Origin of the sequence: Sinomicrobium kalidii (assembly GCF_021183825.1) — a bacterium.
In the GTDB taxonomy this organism is placed as follows: domain Bacteria; phylum Bacteroidota; class Bacteroidia; order Flavobacteriales; family Flavobacteriaceae; genus Sinomicrobium; species Sinomicrobium kalidii.
Map to the genome: position 1 here is coordinate 1,481,515 of NZ_CP089211.1, position 23,169 is coordinate 1,504,683.

Below are 23,169 nucleotides of genomic sequence, written 5' to 3' on the forward strand. Positions count from 1 at the left end.
GTATTTTGGTATTATTCATAACCTTCGGTTTGTGTTAAATTGGGATTCCTGTCGATCTGCACCACAGGTATCGGGAAATACAGCGGAACATTGGTCCCGGACAGGTTGGGCACTTCGCTGTAGACATCAATGGTCCCTGCGTAATGGAACCTCAACAGGTCGGGCCATCTTTTGAGTTCGAGGTACAGTTCCCTGAACCTTTCCCTGAGAATTTCGCGTTCCACGGCATTTTTACTCATATCTCCGTCGTAATTCCCGGTCCGGGCCCTGTTCCGTATTTTGTTGAGCTCGGTAACTGCTTCCCCGGTCCTGTTGAGGGCGGCCAGTGCTTCGGCCTTGAACAGGATCATTTCGGCCAGCCTGTATACGATAATATCGGAATCATACTGGCGGTTTTCGGTAACGATCGTTCCCCGCATCTTGTTATCAAAGACCCCTATTACGGAATTGTCTGCGGCAATAGCCTTGATAATGGAGGCGTCTTTCCGGATATCGTCCGGATTCTCATCGAAAGCAGTTTCGAGTTTTGGAGACGGGGCATAACCGCTCCGGGCACCGCTTCTTGCATAGGGGATGTCATCAAAATTCACCGCATCCTGAACAAAAATGTCCCTCGGTTTGAGGTTATCGCTGTAATGATCAGACTTTTCATCAAATTCAAAGTGAAGTGAAAAGATCACTTCTGTTCCGTTCCTGTTTTCGGTATCGTAAATTTTTGCAAAATCCGATTCGAGAGCCAGCCCGCTGCTTGCGGCATCGGCATTTGAAATCACCGCTTCCAGGTCGGCATCACTTCCTCCAAGTACCCTGGCCTTCCAAAGGAGAACATCTGCTTTAAATGCATGTGCTGCTGCCCTGGAGGCTCTGCTTTTATTGACGAGTCCGTCTCCCGGAAAAAGTTCCAGTGCAAGATCGATATCAGAAAGTATCTGGGCCATTACATCACTCCCGGGGGCCCTTGGGAGCTGGGGTTTCGAATCACTTTCGGTGGGTTCGAGTTCGAGAGGAACGTCTCCCCACGATCTTAAGAGGGTAAAATAGGTAAAGGCCCGGATAAAATAGGTTTCAGCAAGGATCTGGTCTTTATCAGCCTGTACCCGGAACTCTATATCCGCCGAATATTTGAGCAACAGGTTACAGTGATGAATGAGGTTATAGAACCCCAGCCAGTTCGGGGCATTCTGCGGCGTAAGGTTCTGGTTCCACGCGGTGGACAGCCCTGCTTCAAGTCCCGGAACAAAAGTGTCTCCCCGGTCTTCGAAGTAATAGGTAGTGTTATACTCGTTGCGTAACTTGTTATAAATACCGAAAAGGTAGCTTTCCACATCGCCCTGTGTGTTCCAGTACTGATCGTTGGTAATATCGGATACGGTGTCTACCTCGGTCAGCTCACAGCTTCCCAGGATAAACACGGAGATTACCAACAGTGTGATATGTTTTGTGCTTTTCATGAATCGAGAGTTTAAGATTTAGAAAGAGATTTTCGCACCTACGTTTAACTGCCTCGGCCTCGGGTATGTACCGTAATCCCGTCCCGAATAAATTTCGGGCATCAGGCCGTCATAACTTGTAATATACCCCAGGTTGTACATCCCGATAAACAGTTCGAGTCCGGACAGGTTCAGTTTGTTCATCATGTCTTCGGGGAACCGGTAACTCAGGGAAACTTCCCGGAAAGCGAGGAAATCTCCTTTGTCGTAATACAGGCTGTTATTGCTCCCCCCGCTGTTGTTCCCGATCTGGTAATCCCACCTGTTGTGGTTTCTGAAATTGTAATCGTAATCGCTCTGTACACTGTATTTGGGGTATTTGGCATCATGCCCTTCGTACTGCCAGCTTTCGGTAAGCGCCTCTTTATAGGCATTGTTATTGTTACGGGCGCTCCCCATAACCCGGGCTTTAAAACCGTTATCTATAACATGTCCTATGCCCCAGTCTGCAACAAAACGAAGGTTAAAGCCCTTGTAATTGATCTGGTTCACAATACCCCCGGTCTTATCGGGCCGGATATATCCCATAAACACCATATCGCGATTATCCAGTACCCCATCGTTATTGCGGTCTTCGAATATGGCATCACCAGCGGTTTTTGTCCTTCCGGAAGCATTCAGGTCCCTGGGGGCCGAACTGGCTTCTTCATCGGTCTGGTAGACGCCCTGGTAGTTAAAGGCCCATCGCCCCCCGAAGCGTTCACCCTCGGCAAGTCCGCCCACCTTGACCTCCTCACCGGTTGAAGGATCATAAATAAAGTTTCCTCCTATCCGGTTCAGGTATTCATCGTTTTCCGGAAGTTCCTCCACAGTTCCCCGGTTATAGGCAAAAGTCATGCTCAGGTCCCAGGAAAAATTGTCGTTCTGAACGGGCGTGGCGTTCAGTTCCAGTTCAAATCCCCTGTTCCTGATGGTCCCGAAGTTGCTTTTAATGGAACCGAAACCCGTGGAAGACCACAGCGGCTTGTTGAACAAGCGTTCCGAGGTGCGTTTATCGTAATAATCCACCAGGAGATTGACCTTGTTATTGAAAAGACCGATGTCAAATCCCACATCAAAGGAAGCTGTCTCCTCCCAGATAAGATCGTCATTAATCAGGGTGGTGTTCAGTATCCCCACATTGCCGTCATACATATAACCGGTGGAATACTGCCCCCTGGAGTCAAAAATACTGAGGTTGTTGTTCCCTGTTTTCCCCCAGCTTCCCCTAAGTTTTAAATTGGAAACCACCGGAGCCAGCGAACTGAAAAACTCTTCCCTGTGGATATTCCATCCTGCGGAAACTCCCGGGAAAAATCCCCACTTGTTATTTTTGGCAAACCTTGACGACCCGTCATACCTTGCACTGAGGGAAAGCATGTACCTATGGTCGTAGTGATAATTGGCACGGCCGAAAAAACTCAGTATGGCATCATACGATTTGGTAGTGGACACCCTTTGTGTTTCTTCGGAAGTAGCATTTAACGTCGGGATCAGGTCTGTCAGGGCTTCCCTTCCGCTGCCGCTCATCCTGTAACTGTAATCGTGGTTATAACTGGTTCCCAGTACGGCATTGAGAAAATGCGATCCCTTGAATTCCTTGTCATAGGTGAGCAGGCCATCAAATTGTAAATGGCGGTCGAGATTGTGCCTGGCAGAAGCCGGACGGTTCGTCACCGTTTCATTATAAGCTTCAAAATAATTTTCAATGCCCTCGGTACCGAAATAGTAGGCCGTGGGTGCAAACTGCAGGCCCGGACTGATTTCCCACACCCCGCCAAGCTGGAATGTTGTCCTGTAAACATTGACATCGTTGTACTTTGTTTTATAATAGATTTCGTGCAGCCTGTTGCGGAATGAAGATATGCCTTCTCCGGGTGCAGGCAATCCGTTTTCGTAATACTGCCTGTAGGTAGGTGGCATGAGAATACTTCTGCCCAGTACCCACGTGTAGTTATTCGGGGCATTGGCATCCCTCAGTTGAAAACTGGCTTTTGCATTAAGGCTCCACGAATCGCTCAGTTTGAATGTTCCGTTGTAGAGGAAGCTGTAATTCTTATATTCGGTTCCCCGTACAATCCCTTCCTGGTCCAGGTAGCCCAGGCCGAAATAGTAGGTGATATTTTCGTTTCCCCCGCTGATGTCAAAATCCACTTCCTTCCTGTAGCCGGTCTGGAATGTGGCGTCCTGGTAGTCGTTGTGCTGGAATATCAGTTTTTTTCCGGTCACAGGATCGTCCATGGTTTCCCAGCCTTGGTTGTTAATCAGGTCGGCTACATAATCCTGTCCGTATTCTTCCAGGTAAACATCCAGGAATTCAAGCGTATTCTTGGAGTCTCTCGGGTTCCCGGTAGACATCCCGTACCTTCCCCCGGTCAGAAAGAAATCCGGGTTGGTATTGTTGAACATCCCGGTATTGTTACGGGAGAGATATATGTAATCCCTCGCATTCAGTAAAGGCAGTTTTTTTTGCTGGGCATCCACCCCGCTGGTGAGGCGAAGGTTGATCCTGGTCTTTCCGGCGGTACCGGATTTGGTTTCAATGATAATAATACCGTTTGCCGCTCTTGCCCCGTAAATGGCCGTCGAGGCGGCATCTTTCAACACCTGTACGGATTTGATATCGTCCGGATTGAGGTCGCTGATATTACGCATGCCTCCTACAACACCATCTACAATAAATAAGGGCGAATCGCCCTCGGGTGATGTGGAAGAACCTCCCCGGATGAATATCTGGGGATTGGCCCCGGGCTGTCCGTTCTGAACCTGAAGAGAAAGCCCGGCTACTTTGCCCTGCAATTGCAGTAAAGGATTGGCTCCGGGCGCTTTTTCCATTTCCTTCTCATCTACCTGCGAGAGCGAATTGGTTACTGTTGTACGCGATTGTTTCCCGTAACCGATAAGGACCACTTCATCCAGCTTGTCAACATCGGTTTCGAGGCTTACGATAAAATCACGCCGGTCGCCGACAACAAGTTCCCGGCTGACATATCCCAGGGACTGCAAAACGATGACCGATCGCTCCGAAGGAACATCCAGCGAGAAGTTACCGTCAAAATCGGTCGAAACACCTGTGGAGGTGCCCTTTACAAAAACAGACACTCCGGGAAGTGGTGCTCCCGATTCTGCATCCAGGACCTTACCGCTTATGGCAACGGACCGGTTTTGGGCAACAACCGACAGTAAGGAAAAAGTGGCAAATGTCAGCGTTGCTAAAATTTTCATGTGGAATATTGGTTTCATAATTCAAGTTAAGTAGTTATGTAATTATGTAGGACAAATAAAAATAAAAAAAATGAATAAACCAAAATATTGACACCTTTGAATAGAAATATAGGCAAAATCTCCCTTAAAATATTATCAAAATAACATTTTAGAAGAATATACTACGTTTTGCAGTACTAAAAAATTGATGTCCGGGATGGAAATTACGGGGCATTTACAGCAAAACCGGATAGAAAATCCGGTTTCGGGTACTAACGGAAAGAAAATGTTCGGTTTGATTTTTATTTATGGAATAAAAAATAGCAGGAGCTATACAATGGTATCAAAATGAGGTTTCAAATGCTCATACATGGCAGATTCAAATTCCTGTGGTGTCCCTGTTTTCAAGATATTAAGCAATCCCTTGTGAGTCACTTTTCCCTGGGTCACCTTGTCTTTAAGTTTTAGTTCATAGGATAATTCATAGTCAAATACAGGCAGCAATAACTTTTGAAAACGCCTGAGGATATCGTTACCGGCTATCTTATATAATGTAGCGTGGAAATCGATATCGCACTGCACCCGTTCCTTAACAGATTTTGCGTTTATTTCCCTTTGTACAATAGCTTCCAGCTCAATCAGGTGCTCATCTTTGATCCTTGCAAACAACAGATGTGCCAGTCCCATTTCGAGTACCAGCCGAAGCTCGAAAATTTCCTTGCGCGCATGTTTGTCGAGAATATACGGATCGAGCACACGTTCCATGGAATTTAAAATATCGGGCTGGGCCATGACCATTCCGCGACGCTTCCTGGTCTCAATCATCCCCAGCATCTTAAACCTGCTCAACGCTTCGCGTACCACGTTCCTGCTGACTCCCAGGGCCTGTGCTATTTCCAGTTCTTTAGGAATGGGATCGCCCGGCACCAGTCCCTGGCTTTTGAAATACTCGCCCAGGCGGTTCTCCACCCTGTCGGTCATGGAAATTTTTTCCAGTGGTTCCAGGGTAATGTCCCCGGAGTCTTTCTTTTTATTTATCATTTGTATATACTTAAATCAACAAAAAAGTACTTATGTACTACAAATATAAACAACTTTTACTTATAAAATCTTAAACCGGGATACCAAATTCTTATGAAAACGGCACCCCTGTTATGTTTTGACAAAATACCAAAAATAATAACCCGGCCATTCTTTTCCCAAATGCTTTGTATATTCACCCGTTCAATCCGACTCATTTCGCAATATGAAGACCCTCATCACAGAAGCCGAGCGGGAAGTGTTAAAAGCAATGCCATATTCCCCGGCAAAGGAGCAAGCCCGGATTATTTGCAGGGCTTTTTTGGTTTGGCAGCACAGTACAGGATAATGGTAATACCGTTATTCCCTAATTTCGGAAAATATTACGCCAAACTTTTATATGTATGAAGTTTTTCAAGGTGCTGTTACTCATTTTCCTGTTCACAGGGCTTTATGGATACGGACAATCCCGCACGAAGCCGAATATTGTTGTCATAATTGCAGATGATGCGGGCTGGGGTGATTTCGGATTTCACGGATCGGAAATAAAAACACCTCACATTGATACACTGGCACAACGGGGAACCCGATTAAACCGTTTTTATGTACACCCGACATGTTCTCCCACCAGGGCTGCTTTTCTCACCGGGAAACCAGCCGGAAGGATGGGTATTGTGGCACCCATCAGTAATAAAAGTAAACTTGCCTTACCCGATTCCATAACCACCCTTCCGCAGTTATTAAAACAACAGGGATACAAAACCGCCCTTTTCGGAAAATGGCACCTCGGTCTCCATCCGGAAAGCGGCCCCGAAAAATACGGATTCGATTACTCCTACGGTTTTTTACACGGACAGATAGACCAATACACCCATCATTATAAAAACGGGGACCGGAGCTGGCACCGAAACGGAATTTTTATTGATGAACCGGGACACGCCACCGACCTGATTGCAAATGAAACCATAAAATGGCTGGACGGGCTACAAGACCCCTCGGAAAACTTTTTTGTTCAAATTGCATTCAGCGCACCGCATTTTCCGTTGCAGGAAGAGGAAAAATGGAAAAAACCTTATAAAAACACATTCAGAAATACATCGAGGATTGCATATGCCGCTGCCATGACCCATATGGATGCGGCCATCGGAAAAATTTTAAAAAAACTCAACGACAAAAAATCCGCTGAAAACACTATTATCCTCTTTTTCAGTGATAACGGGGCTATGGAAAACTGGTACCCGAAAGAACAGTACGGGGGCAAATTCGGGCCGTGCTCCGAACTCGGAAAAAACCTTCCCCTCCGGGACTGGAAAACCTCCAACTATGAAGGGGCCATAAGAGTCCCAGCCATCGTCTACTGGAAAGGACAGACGAAAAGACGTGTCAGCGATCATTATATTTCCGTAACCGATATGATGCCCACCCTGGTCCATCTGGCAGGAAATACCGAAATTCCCCCGACCGTAGAGGGAACGGATGTATCCAATTGTTTTTTAAACCTTTCCGAACCAACAGCCAATGGTATTTATATCCGGGGACATCTTCAGGAGTGTTTCATAGAAAAACCCTGGAAACTGATACGGACAAGAACTGTTGATGCCGCTCCTCTTTACGAACTGTACAACATTGAGAACGATCCCTACGAAACACACAATCTCACAGCCGGGGAGCCCGAAATTACCGTAAAATTACAGAAGAAACTGACCGCCGAGTTTCAAAAAGACAGCAAAAAAGTAAACCTTGACATAACAGGTCGCCGATAGAAAAACTACCGGATACTTTTCCTCAATACCGACAAGCCGGTGTATGAACCGAATTTCACTGAACCACTATCTGCTGTTTCCGGAAGGTCTGTCGAGTTTCTTTTCGGACACAATATATTCTTTCAAATCAATCCCCTCCATCTTTCGTAGGCAACGGGCAATTATTCCTGCATTTAATGACGCTCCTTCTTTATTGGTATGGGTATGGTCCCTGGGAAAGAATTTTTTGACCGCACCGGCTCCCATCTTTTCATAGGCCAAGGCAATACTATCGTTCAGGTCAATAAATCCGGCATTGTACTTCCGGGCGATGTCTTCGGCCCATTTTCCGTAGGTCTTGTCCGCTCTTTCCACTTTTCCGTCAATCCATTTATTCCTCGGAATATGGCTGAACACAACAGGTACAGCTCCTTTTTCCCGGGTTTCACTAATAAACGTACTCATATACCATCCGTAGGTGTGTACAACTTCTTTGGTATTGTCCTTCCGGGTAACGACAACTGTAGAGTCGCCCGTGCCCTTTAATGATCCCCTGTATTTCGGTTTATCGATATACCCTCCGTCGTTATGTCCGAATTGCATCAGTACATAGTCGCCCCGGGAAAGGGTATCATACGCCGATTGCCATAATCCTTCATGGTAAAAAGTCCGGCTGCTCCTGCCCCCGCGGGCCCTGTTGATAATATTCACCCGGGTAGTGTCAAAATATTTATAAAGTTCGGTCCCCCAGCCCACAGCTTGGGGATCGCCATTATCGGCCACCGTGGAGTCCCCGATAAGATATATGTTTATTTTTTTCGGGAGTACTATTTCCGGGTTTTCAAGAAAATACTGCTTTATGGCATTATCGGTCTCCTTCAGTTCATCTACGATTATGGATGCAGCCAATACAGCGCCCCCGGCACTGGTATGCGTATGGTCTTTTTTATAGAACAGGTTACCATAAACGCGGTTTTTTCCCAGTTTTTCCATCTGCATCGCCATTTCATCGTTCAAATCTATAAATGTAACGCCTTCCTGTTCCGCAACCTGCCCGGCCCACAGGCCATAGGAATTATCATTTCTCGGCACTTTTCCTTCGGCCCACCTGTTTCTGGGTATGGGCGACATTACAATAGGAACGGCGCCCTTGTCCTTCGCTTCTTTGACCATCTTGCGTATATACCATCCGTACGAATGTACGATCTCGTGTTCCCCGGTAAGCATATTGTCAATTTCCTCTGTCTCGTCACCAATTCCCTTAATTGTTCCGCGTGCCCTGAAGTCATCATTGATGGGGCCGTTATCATTGTGCCCAAACTGGATGAGTACATAATCTCCCGCTTTCAGGCTATCCCGTACGGTGTTCCACAAGCCTTTTTGGATAAAGGTACGGCTGCTGGTACCACCCAACGCATGATTTTCAACTGCTATCCGTGTTGTATCCAGGTACTGCCCTATGAAATCACCCCATCCCCATAAGCCACCTGCGCCATCGCCCCTACCGTTCTTAACTGTTGAATCGCCTACCATATAAACCGTTGGTTTCACATCAGAACCCTTCGGGTTTTCACATTGAACGCATAGCAGGGCGACTAAGGATAGTACTATCGTATTTTTCATTATTTATAATTTTCATTGCTGAAGTCAATTACCCCGGGGAGGGAAAGCCCGCAAGGCATTCAAATAAACCGTAAACTCATTCGTATTCCGTCATAAACTCCTCGAAAAATCCGGACTTTCCGGTTTTTAGTTCACATCCGGGTTATACATTATGTTCGGGCCAATATATTAAAGCTGAGATTGACCGCCATCCTGTACTATGATGATTTCACAATTAAAAATGTATTTGTCAGTTCAGAAATTCCTGAAAAATAAGAATGAAAAGATATAACGGGAAGGAGATATTTTGCTTTAACAGTACAAGGGCCTTTGATATGTGAATTTCCACCGTTTTAATAGAAATTCCCATTTCCTCGGCAATTTCCCGGTATTTTAATTGATTGTACCTGCTCAGTAAAAAGGCTTCTTTACACTTGGGCGGGAGTTGATCTATAGCCTGCCGTACAGCCTGTATTTTTACAGACATATGCTGTGGCCCTTCTGCCTGCAGATCGTACAGGGTTTCCCATTTCAGTGTATTCAGTAAATTATTCTCTTTCTTCTCTTCCCGGACATACTGAAGAAACCTGCGGTGACACGCTTTAAACAGGTAATGTTTAAACGAGGTACGGACAGTAATATAATACCTTGATTCCCATAATTTTATAAACACTTCCTGAACAAGGTCTTCGGCAAGGTCCGGATCTCCGGACAGTTTTGTAACATAATGACATAACCAGGCATAGTACCGCTTAAAAAGCTTTTCAAACGTTGCTGCAGTTTTCAGTGAAGAATCGGGTATACGGGTCATTTATATTTTTTACAACTAAAAAAGTATAAAATATTTCAATTTTATATAGGGGTTTTTAACTAAAAACGCATCTTCTAAAAAAATAGCTCACCGAAAATAATAAAATGCTGTCATTAATTCAAAAATATCTTAACGGAACAGCTTCGGCCGATGAGGAAAAGGAGTTGCTCGACTGGGTACGGGCAAATGAATCCAATAAAAAAGCCTTCATAGCACATGTAAGGCTGTGGAACTATACCCAACAGGAGGGATATTCCTTTGATGAAGAAGAAGCTTTTGAAAAGATCCGGGGAAAAATAAGTCTTCCGTCCCAAAAAAGACAGCAGCCGGTAAAAATTGGCAATATATACGGGTATGCAGCGGCCCTGGTAGTTATTCTGCTCTCTTTTTATTTTTATACGAATGGTTTTTACAGCAATGAGAACGCGCCGAATATTGTTGAAAAAGCAAAGGCTACGGAAAAAAATAACGATATTGTATTAATCAGCCATGACGGCACCGAAAAGATCATTCCGGAACGGGAAGAAGAACTTTCCTACCTCTCCCCCTCCGAAAAAAACGATCCGGAAACCCCTGCATATAACACGTTAAAAGTACCCCGGGGAAGGGTTTTCAGGATAGTGCTTTCAGACAGCACCACAGTATGGTTAAATGCAGAAACCCGGATCAGATACCCTGAAAAATTTTTGACTACCGGAAAAACAAGAACGGTATCCCTGAAAGGGGAAGCCTTCTTTGAGGTGGCCCACAACAGGGAACAACCGTTTATTGTAAAATCCGGCGAACTGGAGATCGAGGTATTGGGGACAAAATTCAACATCTCGTCCTATGATTCCGGCACACACATCAACACTACACTGGTAGACGGTTCCGTAAAGGTAAGCGCCCCGGACGAACAAACAATTCCGGTGATACTCAAACCCAATCAGCAGGCCGCATACGACAAAAACACGGCGAACATAGAAGTCCTTCGGGTGGATACCGACATCTTTACGGCCTGGATGGACCAGCGGGTGGTATTTGACAATGAATCATTCGAGGATATTGTTTTAAAGATAGAACGGGTCTATAACGTGGATATCGTAAATCGCCTGCCGGAAATCCGGGAAGAACGATTCACAGGAGAATTTGACGGGGAAAACATGGACGATATCCTGAAAATCATAAGCAGCAGTATAAAATTCAATTACAGGAAAGAAAAAGGAAAAATAATTATCTATTAAAAAAGCGAGAAGGGGAAATGTTGACGCATTTCCCCTCATAAGCTTTATGATTACCAAACCGTGAAGTATTAATAAACTAAAGCCATCAAAATTATGAAAAAAAGACTTCTGTTCACCCTCTTTTGTCATGATAGCTTCTCATTGACATCCAAAAATTTAAATGTAAAAATAGCTTTGGTATTCTTTTTATCCGGCATTCTTCAAATTACGGCCAATTCCGGTTATCCTCAGAACAAACTGGAGTTCAGTCTTGAAAATGTTCCCGTAAAAAGGGTCCTGAAAGAAATTAAAAGGCAAACCGATTACAAGTTCTTTTATCGGAATGAAGACATCAACACCCGTAAAAAAGTATCTATTTCGGCCCATAAGGAAGAGATCGATACCGTATTGCACACGCTCTTTAAAAACACAACGATCACCTATACCATCATTGGGCAACAAATTGTGCTGAGAAAAAGGAAAAACAACGACTCGTCAGAACAGGAGCGCGAAATCTCCGGTAAGGTTACCGATGCCGGTGGCACTCCCCTTCCCGGGGCTAATGTCCTGGTAAAAGGGACCTCGATAGGGACGCAGACCGACTTTGACGGAAATTTTTTACTCACAATACCTTCGGGTGAAAACACGCTTGTGGTTTCCTATATCGGGTTTAAGCCGCAGGAAGTTGATATCAGCGGAAAAGACACCGTGGAAATTGCACTGGAAGAGGCCGCCGCCCAGCTCGACGATGTGATCGTGGTGGCCAGCAGGGGAAAACCCAGGACTTCCTTTGATTCTCCTGTACCGGTAGACAATTTAAAACCTGCGGAATTACAGCAAACCGGAAAAGGGGTTCTGGACCAGCAATTAATGTTTAAAGTTCCTTCCTACAATGCCACCCAGCAACCCATATCGGATGCGGCCGCCCATTTCAGCCCTGCCGATCTTCGGGGACTTTTTCCCAGCAGAACACTGGTACTGGTTAACGGAAAACGAAAAAATGCCAGTGCGCTGGTATACAGCTACGTAACTCCCGGTCGCGGGGAAGTCGGGGTGGACATGAAAGCCATTCCCTCGGCAGCCCTGGAACGCGTGGAAGTGTTACGGGACGGCGCTGCCGCACAATACGGATCGGATGCCGTGGCCGGGGTTATCAACCTGGTCCTCAAGAAAAAGTCGGAACCCTATATCAATACCAGTTTCAGTTCCACGACAGAAGGAGACGGGGAGCAGTTCCAGATAGAAGCAGGCTTCGGTGTTGACCTGCTGGACAAGGGATATGCCAACTTCACCCTGAATTATTTCGACCAGCAGAAATCACAACGGGCAGGGACCATTACAAGTGTGGATGCCGAAGCGGATTACTGGGGAATAACCGACGAAACGGAATACAATACCGATGACCTCGCAGATTTTTTAAACAGAAATCCCAGTGCAGGCTTCCAGGTTGGCCTCCCGGATATGACCATTACCAATTTTTCATACAATATGGGGTACACCCTGGATGAGGGAACCAATACGGAGGTCTATTCTTTTGGTACCCTGGCCAACAGAAAAGGCTCTGCTCCCCAGTTTGCAAGGACCTCTTACTGGGTGAGCGGCCTGGAACAAATTTATCCCGGTGCCGAATATTTTCTTCCCGAAATGTCTCCCCAGATCAACGACTATACCTTGTCGCTGGGATTAAAAACCACCTATAACGGCTGGGACTTTGACCTGAGCTCAACCCTGGGCAGGAACAGGATAGACTATTACATCACCAATTCCTTCAACCAGTCCTACGGAGCCAGCAGCCCGTCCGACTTTTTTAACGGGGCACACCAGTTCAGTCATGTAGTGAATAACCTCGATATTGTCCGCACCTTTGAAGATATTGGTATTGAAGCCCTGACCGTTGCCTTTGGTGCAGAACACAGAACCGAACATTTTGTGATCGAGGCAGGGGAAGAAGCCTCTTATGGTGACGGCACCCCGGATGATCCCGATGACCGTACAGGATCGGAATCATTTGGCGGTTTTGCCCCGGAAAATGCCTCTAATGACTACAGGAACAACCTCGGGATCTATGGCGATATAAGTGCCGATATCACCGAAAGCTTCCTTATCGGCGGGGCGGTACGGTATGAAAATTACAGTGATTTCGGGTCTAACGTAAGCTGGAAACTCAATTCCAGGGTAAAGACACTCAACGATAAATTATCCCTGAGGGCTTCGCTGAGCAGCGGTTTCAGGGCTCCTGCGCTGCACCAGATCTACTATACGGCAATGACCACAACACTTACCGAGGACGGGGTACGGCAGAACGGAATCCTGAACAATGCAGACCCGGCCCTCAGAGCACTGGGAATTCCCAGGCTGGAACCCGAGACCTCTTTTAACATAGGCGCGGGGATCACTTATCGCATCAACCGGAAAATGGGCATTACCGTCGATGCCTACCAGATAGATGTGGACGACAGGATCGTGCTTTCCGGACAGGTTACCCCTACGGGAGACCCGGAAAACCCCATAGACCAAACTTTACAAAGTGTGAATGTAGGCTCCGCGGGCTTCTTTTTAAATGCCATAGATACGCGAACACGTGGTATAGATGCCGTTTTCAGTTACGACAATATAGTCATAGGCAGCGGAACACTCAGTGGTAGTATTGCCGCAAACTTCAATAAAACAGAAGTAACAGGAACCCATTTACCTGATTTTATAGTGGAAAACGACCTGGAAGACGATATTTTTTCGAGGGAAGACGTGTCAAGGGTGGAAACCTGGAGACCAAGACAAAAGATCGTGGCTTCCGGAACTTATGAGATCAGCAGGTTCTCCACTACTTTATCGTTCCTCAACTACGGAAAAGTAACGTACCGACACCCTTCCAATCCGGAAGACGACGCCACCTACGGGGGAAAATTACTGACAGACCTGAGTTTCACCTACGCTTTTACCGATAAAATAAAATTAACTCTCGGGGCCAACAACCTCTTTAACGTATATCCCGATACATTTGCAGATGCCTATGAACACAACGGAGGCATACCCAATGACAGGAACCTGGATTTTGTAGGCAGATTCAAGTATCCCTGGCAGACAACACAATTCGGTATTGACGGAACACGGATATTCAGCAGACTTGCCATAAAATTTTAAAAGGATCTCAATATAACCGGGGCCGAACTCACATGTTGCAGGCAACTTTAGATTTCAGATATGAAATGTAAGACCTGAGACCGGGAGATACAGGTCCTAAAGACAGTTGTGAAACGGGATCAAGATAAAAGCTGCGGAGTTTTGAGTTCGTAAATCATCGGATATTGCAAGTTGCAGGTTGGGTAAACAGTGCTTCAGACCTTTTGAAAAGATGAGGCATTCCAATCGGAACAGGGAAAGTTATCGCACAGTACGTACCATTCCTGAGGCCTATAACCTGCAACTTGAATCTCCGAAAATCCGGCTGTACCATGTTTTTTTCAATGTATTGTTTCGATGAATTATACTGGGCAGATCAGTAAGATGACCATACTTGCATCTCCTTCTATTTCCGAACACATCCTGCTTTGAAAAAACAATATAATTTACCAGTCCCGGAATCTCCGGAACATTTTTGTTTTCCTCATCCAGTTCTATATAAAATTGATATCCGTTTTGTGTTATAAATAAAGGAACCCCGACAAAATTTAATTAACTTTAACGTTAGTCAGAATTAAAAAGACCGAATTGCTCGAAATAGAATCATCTGCAACCAAACTGTTCCCCAATTTGATTGAAAGCATCTGGACGTTGCAAAACAAGGGGAAAGAAGTGGAATTAATAACTCCTCCGGATCAGTATATAAACTTGATATTTGTACTGAATAATTCAACATATGAACGAGATGGTTTTTTAATTGATACGCATCAGATTGAAGGTATTTCACTTAAAAATACAGTTTTGAAGTATCCTTCCGGTACCGAACTGATCGGTGTAAGATTTTATGCTTACGGATTATATCCTTTCGTTCAAATTCAGGGAAAAGAGCTTGTTAACAACTCCATCCATTTGCTATTAGATATTGAGGACACAAAATGTATTACAAAATACGCATTAGGTTCAAGCCAATTATTAATTCAGGAGGTTTACGGGCTTTTGAATGGTTTGTTCAGTAAACAATCCTATGATACACTGAATTTTTTAATGGATTTTTACAAACGATTCAGGTGGCAGGAAGAAACTGTCTCCATTGAGGAATACTGTAAGCAAACAGATACAAATTATACTTCCCTGAACAGAAATTTTTCCCGAATAACGGGTATACCCCCAAAGAAATTTGAAAGGTTGATTAAATTTCGAAAATCGCTTTGCAGTTTAATGGATAGTAATGAAAAACTAACTTCTATTGCGACAGCATCCGGATATTTCGACCAGGCCCATTTTATCCGTGAATTTAAAACGTTCTTAAATAATACGCCATCCGAATATCTTGCGATGATAAAACAAGCTGATAAAGAAAGCCAGATTATCAACTACAATTTCAGATTATTTTAATAAACTTGTTTAAAATATACAATTACCGATAACTCCTCCTAACTACTTTCGCATTGTATTAAACATTTAATATGATGAAAGTAGAACATATAGCAATTTGGACACACGACCTGGAAAAAATTAAAAACTTTTATGTCAAGTATTTTGACATAAAATGCAGCGATATGTACATCAATGCGCAAAAAAAATTCTCATCCTATTTTTTATCCTTTGAAGGTGGAGACACCAGGATTGAACTCATGCACAGTCCTGATATCAAAGCGTTTTTATCAGATCATGCCGCTTCGTTAGGGTTGACCCACTTTGCGATTTCTGTTGGCGATAGAAAATCCGTAGATCAACTAACAGAGCGGTTACGTGCCGACGGATATAGTATTGTAGGTGCCCCCAGAATTACAGGAGACGGTTATTATGAAAGCGTTGTTCTGGATTGTGAAGGAAACCATATTGAACTAACAGTGTAATACATTAGCATAAAAAAACTCTACTGATATGGAATCATTAAATCGGTGCGAATTAACCGGAGAAAAACAATGCTTTCAGATTAAAGGCAAACCCAAATGCCGATATTATCTGTCTATATAAGGCGTATGTTAAGGATAGTGCATCATTCTACTATCAAACTCACGAAGGAGATTTTACGATTCGGGCTAAGGTTACAAGTATAGGTTCCAGTGCTTTTGACGCCTCTTTTTCAATGGTACGGCAAAATAGGACCAAATAGATAAAACTTGCCGTAGAATTGGGAGTAGACCGGCAGTATAATGTTGTTTCTGTCGTTACCGATAAATGGTCGGACGATGCGAATGGGGAATTACTGGAAGAAAATAATTGCTGGCTACGAATTACCCGAAAGAATGATTTTTTCGGACTACACTATTCAACGGATGGAAAAATCTGGAGATTTGTGAGAGCTTTCGGAATCGATATGAATACGTCAATTTCCATAGGTTTTGGCATTCAGGCTCCCGCCGGCGATCATTGTAATGAAAGTATTGAAGAACTGTCTGTCTCTAACACTCCTGTTCAAAATTTCAGGGATGGAAGCTAACACAACGTGTTGAAATCATCAAAGACATTAGATAACCTTTCTACTCCTTGGTTTCTACTACAAAAGCCTTTAGTTCGGCCATTTTTCCGTCGCGAAATTGCCATACATCGCAGTAGGAGTAATGCCCCGTTTTTCCCTTTTTGTCTGTTATTTTGATTTCACCAATTGCAGTAACAAAATCATTTTCGGCAATTAAATTTTTGACATCGAATTTCGGGGGCTCTATGTAGTTTATTGCCATCCATTGCCTAACAGCTTCTTTTCCCTGCAGGGTTATATCGCCCACAAATGTCCATTCTGTATCTTCGGTGCAAAACGCCAAAAATCCTTCATAATCACCATTTGCAACAGCCTTATTCGCTTTTATCAGTATGTCCTTATTACTTCCCATTAATCAAACCTTATTACAAGACTAACTTAAAAAAAATTATGGATACCATCCCGGTAAACAATCATAATTCTATCGGCAAAACAGCTAATGCAATGAAAACTAAAATCATGATTTATTGTTTTTAAATAATGGCTCAAAATTAGACAGGGAGATATACTTTATTATCTAAAAATAGTAGTATACTTCTGTATAGTATCAATAATTTCAACGGGTATGAACAGTTTTAAAGAAATTATAGGCCGGAAAGGAACAGAGCAACAATGCCCGCAGCGTTATGTTTTGGCTTTAACAGACACTTCGAATGTGATCAGCGGGAAGTGGAAGCTGCCCATAATAGCCTCATTATTGAGGGAAAAACCGTTTTAAGGATTTACTGGAAACATCGAAAAAATAACTCCCAGAATGCTGTCGAAAGAATTGAAAGAACTGGAAATGAATGGCATCGTAGTTCGAAAAGTGTACGACCAGACACCGGTTTTAATACAATATGAACTAACAGCATCGGGAGAAAGCCTTGCCGATCTTATCGATGTTATGATAGACTGGGGTTTAACCCATCGAAGTAATGATTTGTAGATTCGGATCGCTACCCTGTTTATTACCCTGTTGTGATCTAATTCATAAGCATCCAGACATCCACATGGTTTATTTTGGAATCAAATTCGGGTGAAGAAGTATAAATAAAAAAGATTCATACTTATCGCCCAACTCTTTTCTAAGGATCTTAAAGGCCTTTGTTATCTGCGCTTCGACTGTTTTTATGGAAATATCCAAGTACTCAGCAATTTCGACATTAGTAAGCCCGTCTTCCTTGCTCAAACTAAAAATCTGTTTACATTTAGGTGGCAATTTCATCACTTCCTTTTTTACCAGTTTTATCATCTTGGTGATTGTGTCTTCATCTGTCTCCTCAACAATCTGATAGAGAGACTCCATATATTTCTGTTCCAGCAAAGTCACTGCCCTGTCTTTTCTGTAGGCACTTAAAAACTCATTATAAACTGATTTGTAGAGAAAGCTCTGAACGGAAAAATAGGTATCCAGTTTTTTCCGGGACCTCCATGTTTTCAAAAACACATTTTGTATGATATCCTCTGTCTGGGTATGATCGTTAGTCAAGGTTTGTGCATAGGCATATAATCTGCCATGATAATGGTTCAACAAATACATGTATGCTTTATTGTCCCCTTTTTTCAGTTGTTCTACTAAAAAATTGTTATCGTTAAAATCCATCGTTTCGGCTGTAGTGAATGTAAAAAGGTCAATAATATGTTACAGTCCGTAAAGTATTTATAGGCTGTCTAAATTTTATCCTTCGGTTTGTTTAAACCCTCAAAGAAAGCTTCATAATAATGCTAATATAAAAAAATATAGGAAAAAAAGTTAGGGTATTGTTAATCTGTTGCATTTTATATATAGAAATCATTTAAACTTTTCGAAAAAATCCAGCTTTTAGTTGTAGCGTTAAAAAGTTTAAACGGGTTCAGATTGTTAATACATCAAGGCAGGTATAAATGATAACTCCGGAAAAAGAACATTTACTGGTAAAATATTTTTCAAATGAAGCCACCGCAATTGAACTGGATGAGCTTGAAAATTGGATTGGCAATCCCGAAAACGAGATCATATTAAAGGATTTTACCAAAGTACACTATGCCATAACCATTGCAATGAAAGATTCAAATTCAAATAAAACCAAAGAACGCCTGTTTAATGAAATGAATAGGGACAAGAATATTTTTCGCAATGGTAAAATACAGTCTTTGCTCAAATATGCGGCTTTAGCCATTGTATTTATCGGTCTTGGCTATTTCTTCCGGCAGCATCCTTTCGAACCCGAAAACAAAAAAAGTGTAATCCCCGCTGAAGAGGCCATAACACTGGAAACAGATCATGGTGAAATCCAGAAACTGTCAAATACGGGATTTAACCAGATAAAAGACCATACCGGGAATATTCTGGGCGAGCAGAAAGGGAATAAACTTGTCTATAATAAGAAGAGTACTATTAAAAAATTGACCTATAATACCCTTAAAGTCCCTTACGGGAAAAAATTTGATGTTTTGCTCTCTGACGGAACCCGTGTTTTTCTGAATGCCGGGAGTTCTTTAAAATATCCGGTCCGGTTTTTAGAAGGAAAGCAGCGCCAGGTGTTTTTGGAAGGCGAAGCTTACTTTGATGTAGTGCACGATTCAAAAACCTCATTTATGGTGGGGACACAGGAACTTGATGTAGAGGTTTACGGAACCAGGTTCAATGTTTCAAATTACGCTTCTGATGCCGCTATAAATGTTGTATTAATAGAAGGGGCTGTCGGTCTTAACACTAAAACAAACGAATCTGAAAATACGGTAAGGCTTGAACCTGGTTTTAAGGGGACCTTTGACAAAACGGGAAAAACACTTGCCACCGGGAAAGTGGATACAACGTTGTATACGGCATGGATGAACAACAATCTTGTATTTCGAAATACGCCTTTTAAAACCATCATAAAACAGCTTGAACGTCAATACAATATAGTAATAATAAATAATAATAAACAGTTAGGCGAAGAGGCTTTTAATGCCACCTTTGAAACTAAAAAAGAAACCATAGAACAAGTATTTGAATATTTTAGCAAGATTCATGATGTTGATTATCAGATATTCAACAACAAAATAATTATCAACTAAAATTACAACATTAATTACCGGAAACACACAATCCGATCTGTTAGGGGTTAATCAAAAAAGGGAAACGCTGCCACGTTTCCCGATCTAACAAAGCGAATACTCTAATAGAACATTCACTCACAATTTATAAAATTATGAAAAAACAATTACAATCCTATGAGAATCCAGGGTGGGAATTCGATATTGACCTGAGAATGAAACTTACTTTTTTATTTATTATAATTACAATATTTGCGATTCATGCTGATCCAACATATTCGCAAGGCACAAAGATTTCCATTCACATGGAACAAGTGACAGTTTCTGAGGTATTTAATAAAATTGAAAGCCTCACCGAGTTTAAATTTATCTTCAAGACCAAAGATGTGGATCTACAGCGCAAGGTTTCTGTAAATGCTGAAAAGAAAGACATTCTCAAAATTTTAGAGATTCTTTTTCCGGATAAAAATGTTCATGTTGAAATTATTGACAGGAAGATCTTGATAAAAAGAAAAAAGGATTCTTCCTCACCCGGTTCAGGAATTCTGCCTGATAAAAAAAACATACAATTTGCTGTAAACGGAACAGTCAGGGATGAAAATGGGTTGCCATTGGCCGGAGCAAATATTCTGGAAAAAGGCAGGAAAAATGGAACCCAGACTGATTTTGATGGTAAATTTACTTTAGAAGTTAATTCCGATGAAGCTGTTCTTGTTATTTCTTTTTTAGGGTTTGCCACTCAGGAAATTGATTTGGATGGTGAATCCGAAGTAGAGATTATTCTTAAAGAGGATAGCGCAGCTCTGGATGAGGTTGTTGTTATCGGGTTTGGAACGGAGAAGAAACGCGATCTGACCGGATCTGTTGCTTCTGCCGACGTTGAAGCTTTTAGTGAATTTCCGAATCCGAGTATTGCGCAAACTTTACAGGGAAGTGTTACGGGACTGAATGTAGGTGCTGTTACTTCTGCAGGCAGAGAACCCGAAATATCCGTAAGAGGAAGAACAACAATTAATGGTAATCGGGATGTTTTTGTTGTATTGGACGGGATACCTTACTCGGGAAGTATTGCGGATTTAAACCCTAATGATATTAAATCCATAACGGTTTTAAAGGACCCCAGTAGTAAAGCTATTTACGGAGCGCAGTCTGCAAACGGAGTAATACTTGTGGAATCCAGGAAAGGAGCCCGCAAAAACTCCAAACCTGTTATAACTTACTCAAGTTCTTATACCACACAGATTCCTTCCAACGAACTTCGGTTATTGGACCGGGACGGCTTTATAGAAAAGTCGTATGACTATGATTTCGAACAAGCTTATGAAGCTCCGGATTATACAAACCTAAAACCTGACATTAGTTACATTGATATTGTGAATGATCCTGAACTCAGAAAGGGGTTCGAAAACGGAACGGACTATGACTGGTGGGAAAATGCCACCAATCCGGGTTTTATCATGACTCATGATTTAAGCGTTCAGGGAAATGATGGAAAAACTTCATATCTGCTTTCGGGTAACTACACTGACCAACGGGGATTTATCATCAATGATAAGTTCAACAGGAAATCAGTCCGTTTAAATATTGAAACCGGGGTTACCGATTGGCTCAGCGTAGGTGCCAGGAGTGCCGCCATTTTTTCCGATCTATCCGGAAACTCACCAAATCTGAACGCCATAAGGTTTATGACCCCACTGGTTGAACCCCGCGATGAAGCGGGAGAGTTGATCCTCAACCCTAACGGGACCCAAATATTGAATCCGTTTGTCACTGTTCTCGCTGACGACCTCGAGCATAGAAATACACTTATAGGAAATTTTTTCGCCGATATTGACCTCGGGTTTATACCTGGTTTAAATTATAGAATAAATTATGGTAATTCATACTATTGGAACAAATATTTTCAGAGTAACAGATATGCTAACGCACGTGCCGGGTCTGCTTTTAAAAGAAACACCAGTAAGTATGACTGGACGCTCGATAATATTTTTACCTATAAACGAAAATTCGCAGAAAAGCATGATATAAACTTAACTTTTTTATTTGGAAGAAGGGGGGTGAGTTTTGAAGGATCTAAAGCAGAGGGTTCTAATTTTTCAAACCTTCGATTGGGGTACAATGACTTAAACCAGGCGGCTGTCCAGGAAATTTTTTCAAGTGGTTATAAAGAAGATTATCTATATCAGATGGGGCGTGTAAATTATGTTTATGATGAAAAATATCTTCTTACAGCTACGCTGAGAAGAGATGGTTTTTCAGGATTTGCCAAAAATAATAAAATAGCCATGTTTCCGTCATTAGCCTTAGGCTGGAACATAAGTCGCGAGAGTTTTTTTAAATCCGAATGGATCAATAATTTTAAAGTCAGGGGTTCTTACGGTGTGAGCGGAAACCTAGTAGACAGGTATTCTTCATTGGCCAGGATAAATAGTTTTCCTGCAATTGTTTTTGGTGATGGAGGAACTACAGAATTCGGACAGGAAGTTCAGAATCTTTCAAATCCCAATCTGGGTTGGGAGAAAACAAAAGGATTTAATTTTGGCACTGATTTTTCCTTGTTTGACTTTCGTTTAAACGGGAGTATAGATTATTACTTTTCGCATACCTCAGACCTTATTTTTGATGTGTCTATTCCGCAGATAACGGGTTTTGATAATATTACCACAAATGTAGGTGAAGTAAGAAATTATGGCTTTGAAATTATTTTAGAAGGCAAGATTATCAGAACTGATGCGTGGAAATGGAATATGAATTTTAATTTTTCCCTTAATCGCAATGAAATAGTCTCCCTTGTTAACCTTGATGCTAATCATGATGGACAAGAAGAGGATCTGGTATCCAGTGGTTTGTTTATAGGAGAATCTATCAATGCTATTTATGGGTATGAATCTGAAGGGATCATACAGATAGGTGATGATGTTCCTGACGGATTTTTAGTTGGTACTCATAGAATTAAAGATCAGAACGAGGATGGTAAAATTACCCCGGACGATAGAATTATTTTGGGAAGAAGAGAACCTTCATACAGATTCAGCATTTTTAACGAAATAGGGTACAAAAATTTATCATTGCGTTTTTTTATCAACGCTGTTCAAGGCGGTAAAAACGGATATCTGGATGGAAATGAACCTAACTTTGGTGGAGGTGATAACGGGAGACGCCGTAACATTTATGAAGGTATAGATTATTGGACGCCTTCCAACCCTGATGCCAAGTATCGTCGTTTGGATCAGGCGCCTGCAACGGATTACACGCACTATGACAGCAGGAGTTTTATTAGGCTTCAGGATGTTTCTTTGGCCTATAGCTTTGATTCCGAATGGCTAAGAAGCAATGGTATTGGAAGTATGAAGTTTTTTTTAAGTGGAAAAAACCTATTGACCATTACGGATTGGAATGGCTGGGATCCTGAAACCGGAGCCGGTATACAGGTGGGTGCAAGACCTCTTTTAAAAGGATTATCACTAGGGGTGAATATTAGTCTTTAAATGAAACAACTAATCTTCAACAT

Annotated in this window: 17 protein-coding genes; 10 read left to right on the forward strand and 7 right to left on the reverse strand. The window is 42.6% G+C overall.

What is annotated here, in order from left to right:
- Positions 1 to 11: 11 nt before the first annotated feature.
- From LS482_RS05970 to LS482_RS05980, 3 genes are all read right to left on the reverse strand, one after another.
- Positions 12 to 1,451: a RagB/SusD family nutrient uptake outer membrane protein gene (locus tag LS482_RS05970; protein WP_233030840.1), complete on the reverse strand. Its 1,440-nt coding sequence runs from the start codon at positions 1,449 to 1,451 to the stop codon at positions 12 to 14.
- An 18-nt stretch (positions 1,452 to 1,469) separates the two neighbouring features.
- Positions 1,470 to 4,694 (reverse strand): SusC/RagA family TonB-linked outer membrane protein, encoded by a 3,225-nt coding sequence (locus LS482_RS05975; RefSeq protein ID WP_233030841.1) that lies wholly within the window; start codon positions 4,692 to 4,694, stop codon positions 1,470 to 1,472.
- A gap of 309 nt (positions 4,695 to 5,003) precedes the next feature.
- A complete protein-coding gene (locus LS482_RS05980) occupies positions 5,004 to 5,714 on the reverse strand; it encodes a FadR/GntR family transcriptional regulator (RefSeq protein WP_233030842.1) in 711 nt (236 codons plus the stop codon).
- Between the two features lie 383 nt (positions 5,715 to 6,097).
- Between LS482_RS05980 and LS482_RS05985 the strand changes: the two genes are divergently transcribed.
- On the forward strand, positions 6,098 to 7,456 hold the full coding sequence (locus LS482_RS05985; protein ID WP_233030843.1) for a sulfatase family protein: 1,359 nt from the start codon (positions 6,098 to 6,100) through the stop codon (positions 7,454 to 7,456).
- 66 nt (positions 7,457 to 7,522) lie between these two features.
- Here the strand turns inward: LS482_RS05985 and LS482_RS05990 are convergent, their stop codons facing one another.
- Together LS482_RS05990 and LS482_RS05995 are read right to left on the reverse strand one after the other, a co-directional pair.
- The gene (locus tag LS482_RS05990; protein WP_233030844.1) at positions 7,523 to 9,058 is read right to left on the reverse strand and encodes a rhamnogalacturonan acetylesterase; all 1,536 of its coding nucleotides are present in this window, start codon (positions 9,056 to 9,058) and stop codon (positions 7,523 to 7,525) included.
- A gap of 229 nt (positions 9,059 to 9,287) precedes the next feature.
- Entirely contained in the window at positions 9,288 to 9,848 is a 561-nt protein-coding gene (locus LS482_RS05995; protein WP_233030845.1) for an RNA polymerase sigma factor, read from the reverse strand.
- A 104-nt stretch (positions 9,849 to 9,952) separates the two neighbouring features.
- Between LS482_RS05995 and LS482_RS06000 the strand changes: the two genes are divergently transcribed.
- From LS482_RS06000 to LS482_RS06020, 5 genes are all read left to right on the forward strand, one after another.
- Positions 9,953 to 11,071, forward strand: coding sequence for a FecR family protein (locus tag LS482_RS06000; protein ID WP_233030846.1), 1,119 nt, complete (start codon positions 9,953 to 9,955; stop codon positions 11,069 to 11,071).
- Positions 11,072 to 11,164: 93 nt separating this feature from the next.
- Positions 11,165 to 14,191, forward strand: a complete 3,027-nt coding sequence (locus tag LS482_RS06005; RefSeq protein WP_233030847.1) for a TonB-dependent receptor — start codon at positions 11,165 to 11,167, stop codon at positions 14,189 to 14,191.
- Between the two features lie 567 nt (positions 14,192 to 14,758).
- Positions 14,759 to 15,565, forward strand: coding sequence for a helix-turn-helix domain-containing protein (locus LS482_RS06010; RefSeq protein WP_233030848.1), 807 nt, complete (start codon positions 14,759 to 14,761; stop codon positions 15,563 to 15,565).
- Positions 15,566 to 15,636: 71 nt separating this feature from the next.
- On the forward strand, positions 15,637 to 16,029 hold the full coding sequence (locus tag LS482_RS06015) for a VOC family protein (RefSeq protein ID WP_233030849.1): 393 nt from the start codon (positions 15,637 to 15,639) through the stop codon (positions 16,027 to 16,029).
- 260 nt (positions 16,030 to 16,289) lie between these two features.
- Positions 16,290 to 16,616, forward strand: a complete 327-nt coding sequence (locus tag LS482_RS06020; protein ID WP_302849405.1) for a DUF1349 domain-containing protein — start codon at positions 16,290 to 16,292, stop codon at positions 16,614 to 16,616.
- 40 nt (positions 16,617 to 16,656) lie between these two features.
- Here LS482_RS06020 and LS482_RS06025 read toward each other — a convergent pair whose 3' ends face one another.
- On the reverse strand, positions 16,657 to 17,007 hold the full coding sequence (locus LS482_RS06025) for a nuclear transport factor 2 family protein (protein ID WP_233030851.1): 351 nt from the start codon (positions 17,005 to 17,007) through the stop codon (positions 16,657 to 16,659).
- A gap of 213 nt (positions 17,008 to 17,220) precedes the next feature.
- Between LS482_RS06025 and LS482_RS06030 the strand changes: the two genes are divergently transcribed.
- Together LS482_RS06030 and LS482_RS06035 are read left to right on the forward strand one after the other, a co-directional pair.
- Positions 17,221 to 17,373: a hypothetical protein gene (locus tag LS482_RS06030; protein WP_233030852.1), complete on the forward strand. Its 153-nt coding sequence runs from the start codon at positions 17,221 to 17,223 to the stop codon at positions 17,371 to 17,373.
- A gap of 15 nt (positions 17,374 to 17,388) precedes the next feature.
- A complete protein-coding gene (locus LS482_RS06035; RefSeq protein WP_302849406.1) occupies positions 17,389 to 17,583 on the forward strand; it encodes a winged helix-turn-helix transcriptional regulator in 195 nt (64 codons plus the stop codon).
- 69 nt (positions 17,584 to 17,652) lie between these two features.
- Here LS482_RS06035 and LS482_RS06040 read toward each other — a convergent pair whose 3' ends face one another.
- The gene (locus LS482_RS06040) at positions 17,653 to 18,240 is read right to left on the reverse strand and encodes an RNA polymerase sigma factor (RefSeq protein WP_233030854.1); all 588 of its coding nucleotides are present in this window, start codon (positions 18,238 to 18,240) and stop codon (positions 17,653 to 17,655) included.
- Between the two features lie 281 nt (positions 18,241 to 18,521).
- On the opposite strand from LS482_RS06040, the gene LS482_RS06045 reads away from it, so the two are divergent.
- Positions 18,522 to 19,679, forward strand: coding sequence for a FecR family protein (locus tag LS482_RS06045; RefSeq protein ID WP_233030855.1), 1,158 nt, complete (start codon positions 18,522 to 18,524; stop codon positions 19,677 to 19,679).
- A 134-nt stretch (positions 19,680 to 19,813) separates the two neighbouring features.
- Complete coding sequence (locus LS482_RS06050; protein ID WP_233030856.1) at positions 19,814 to 23,146, forward strand: TonB-dependent receptor; 3,333 nt, start codon at positions 19,814 to 19,816, stop codon at positions 23,144 to 23,146.
- Positions 23,147 to 23,169: the final 23 nt, after the last annotated feature.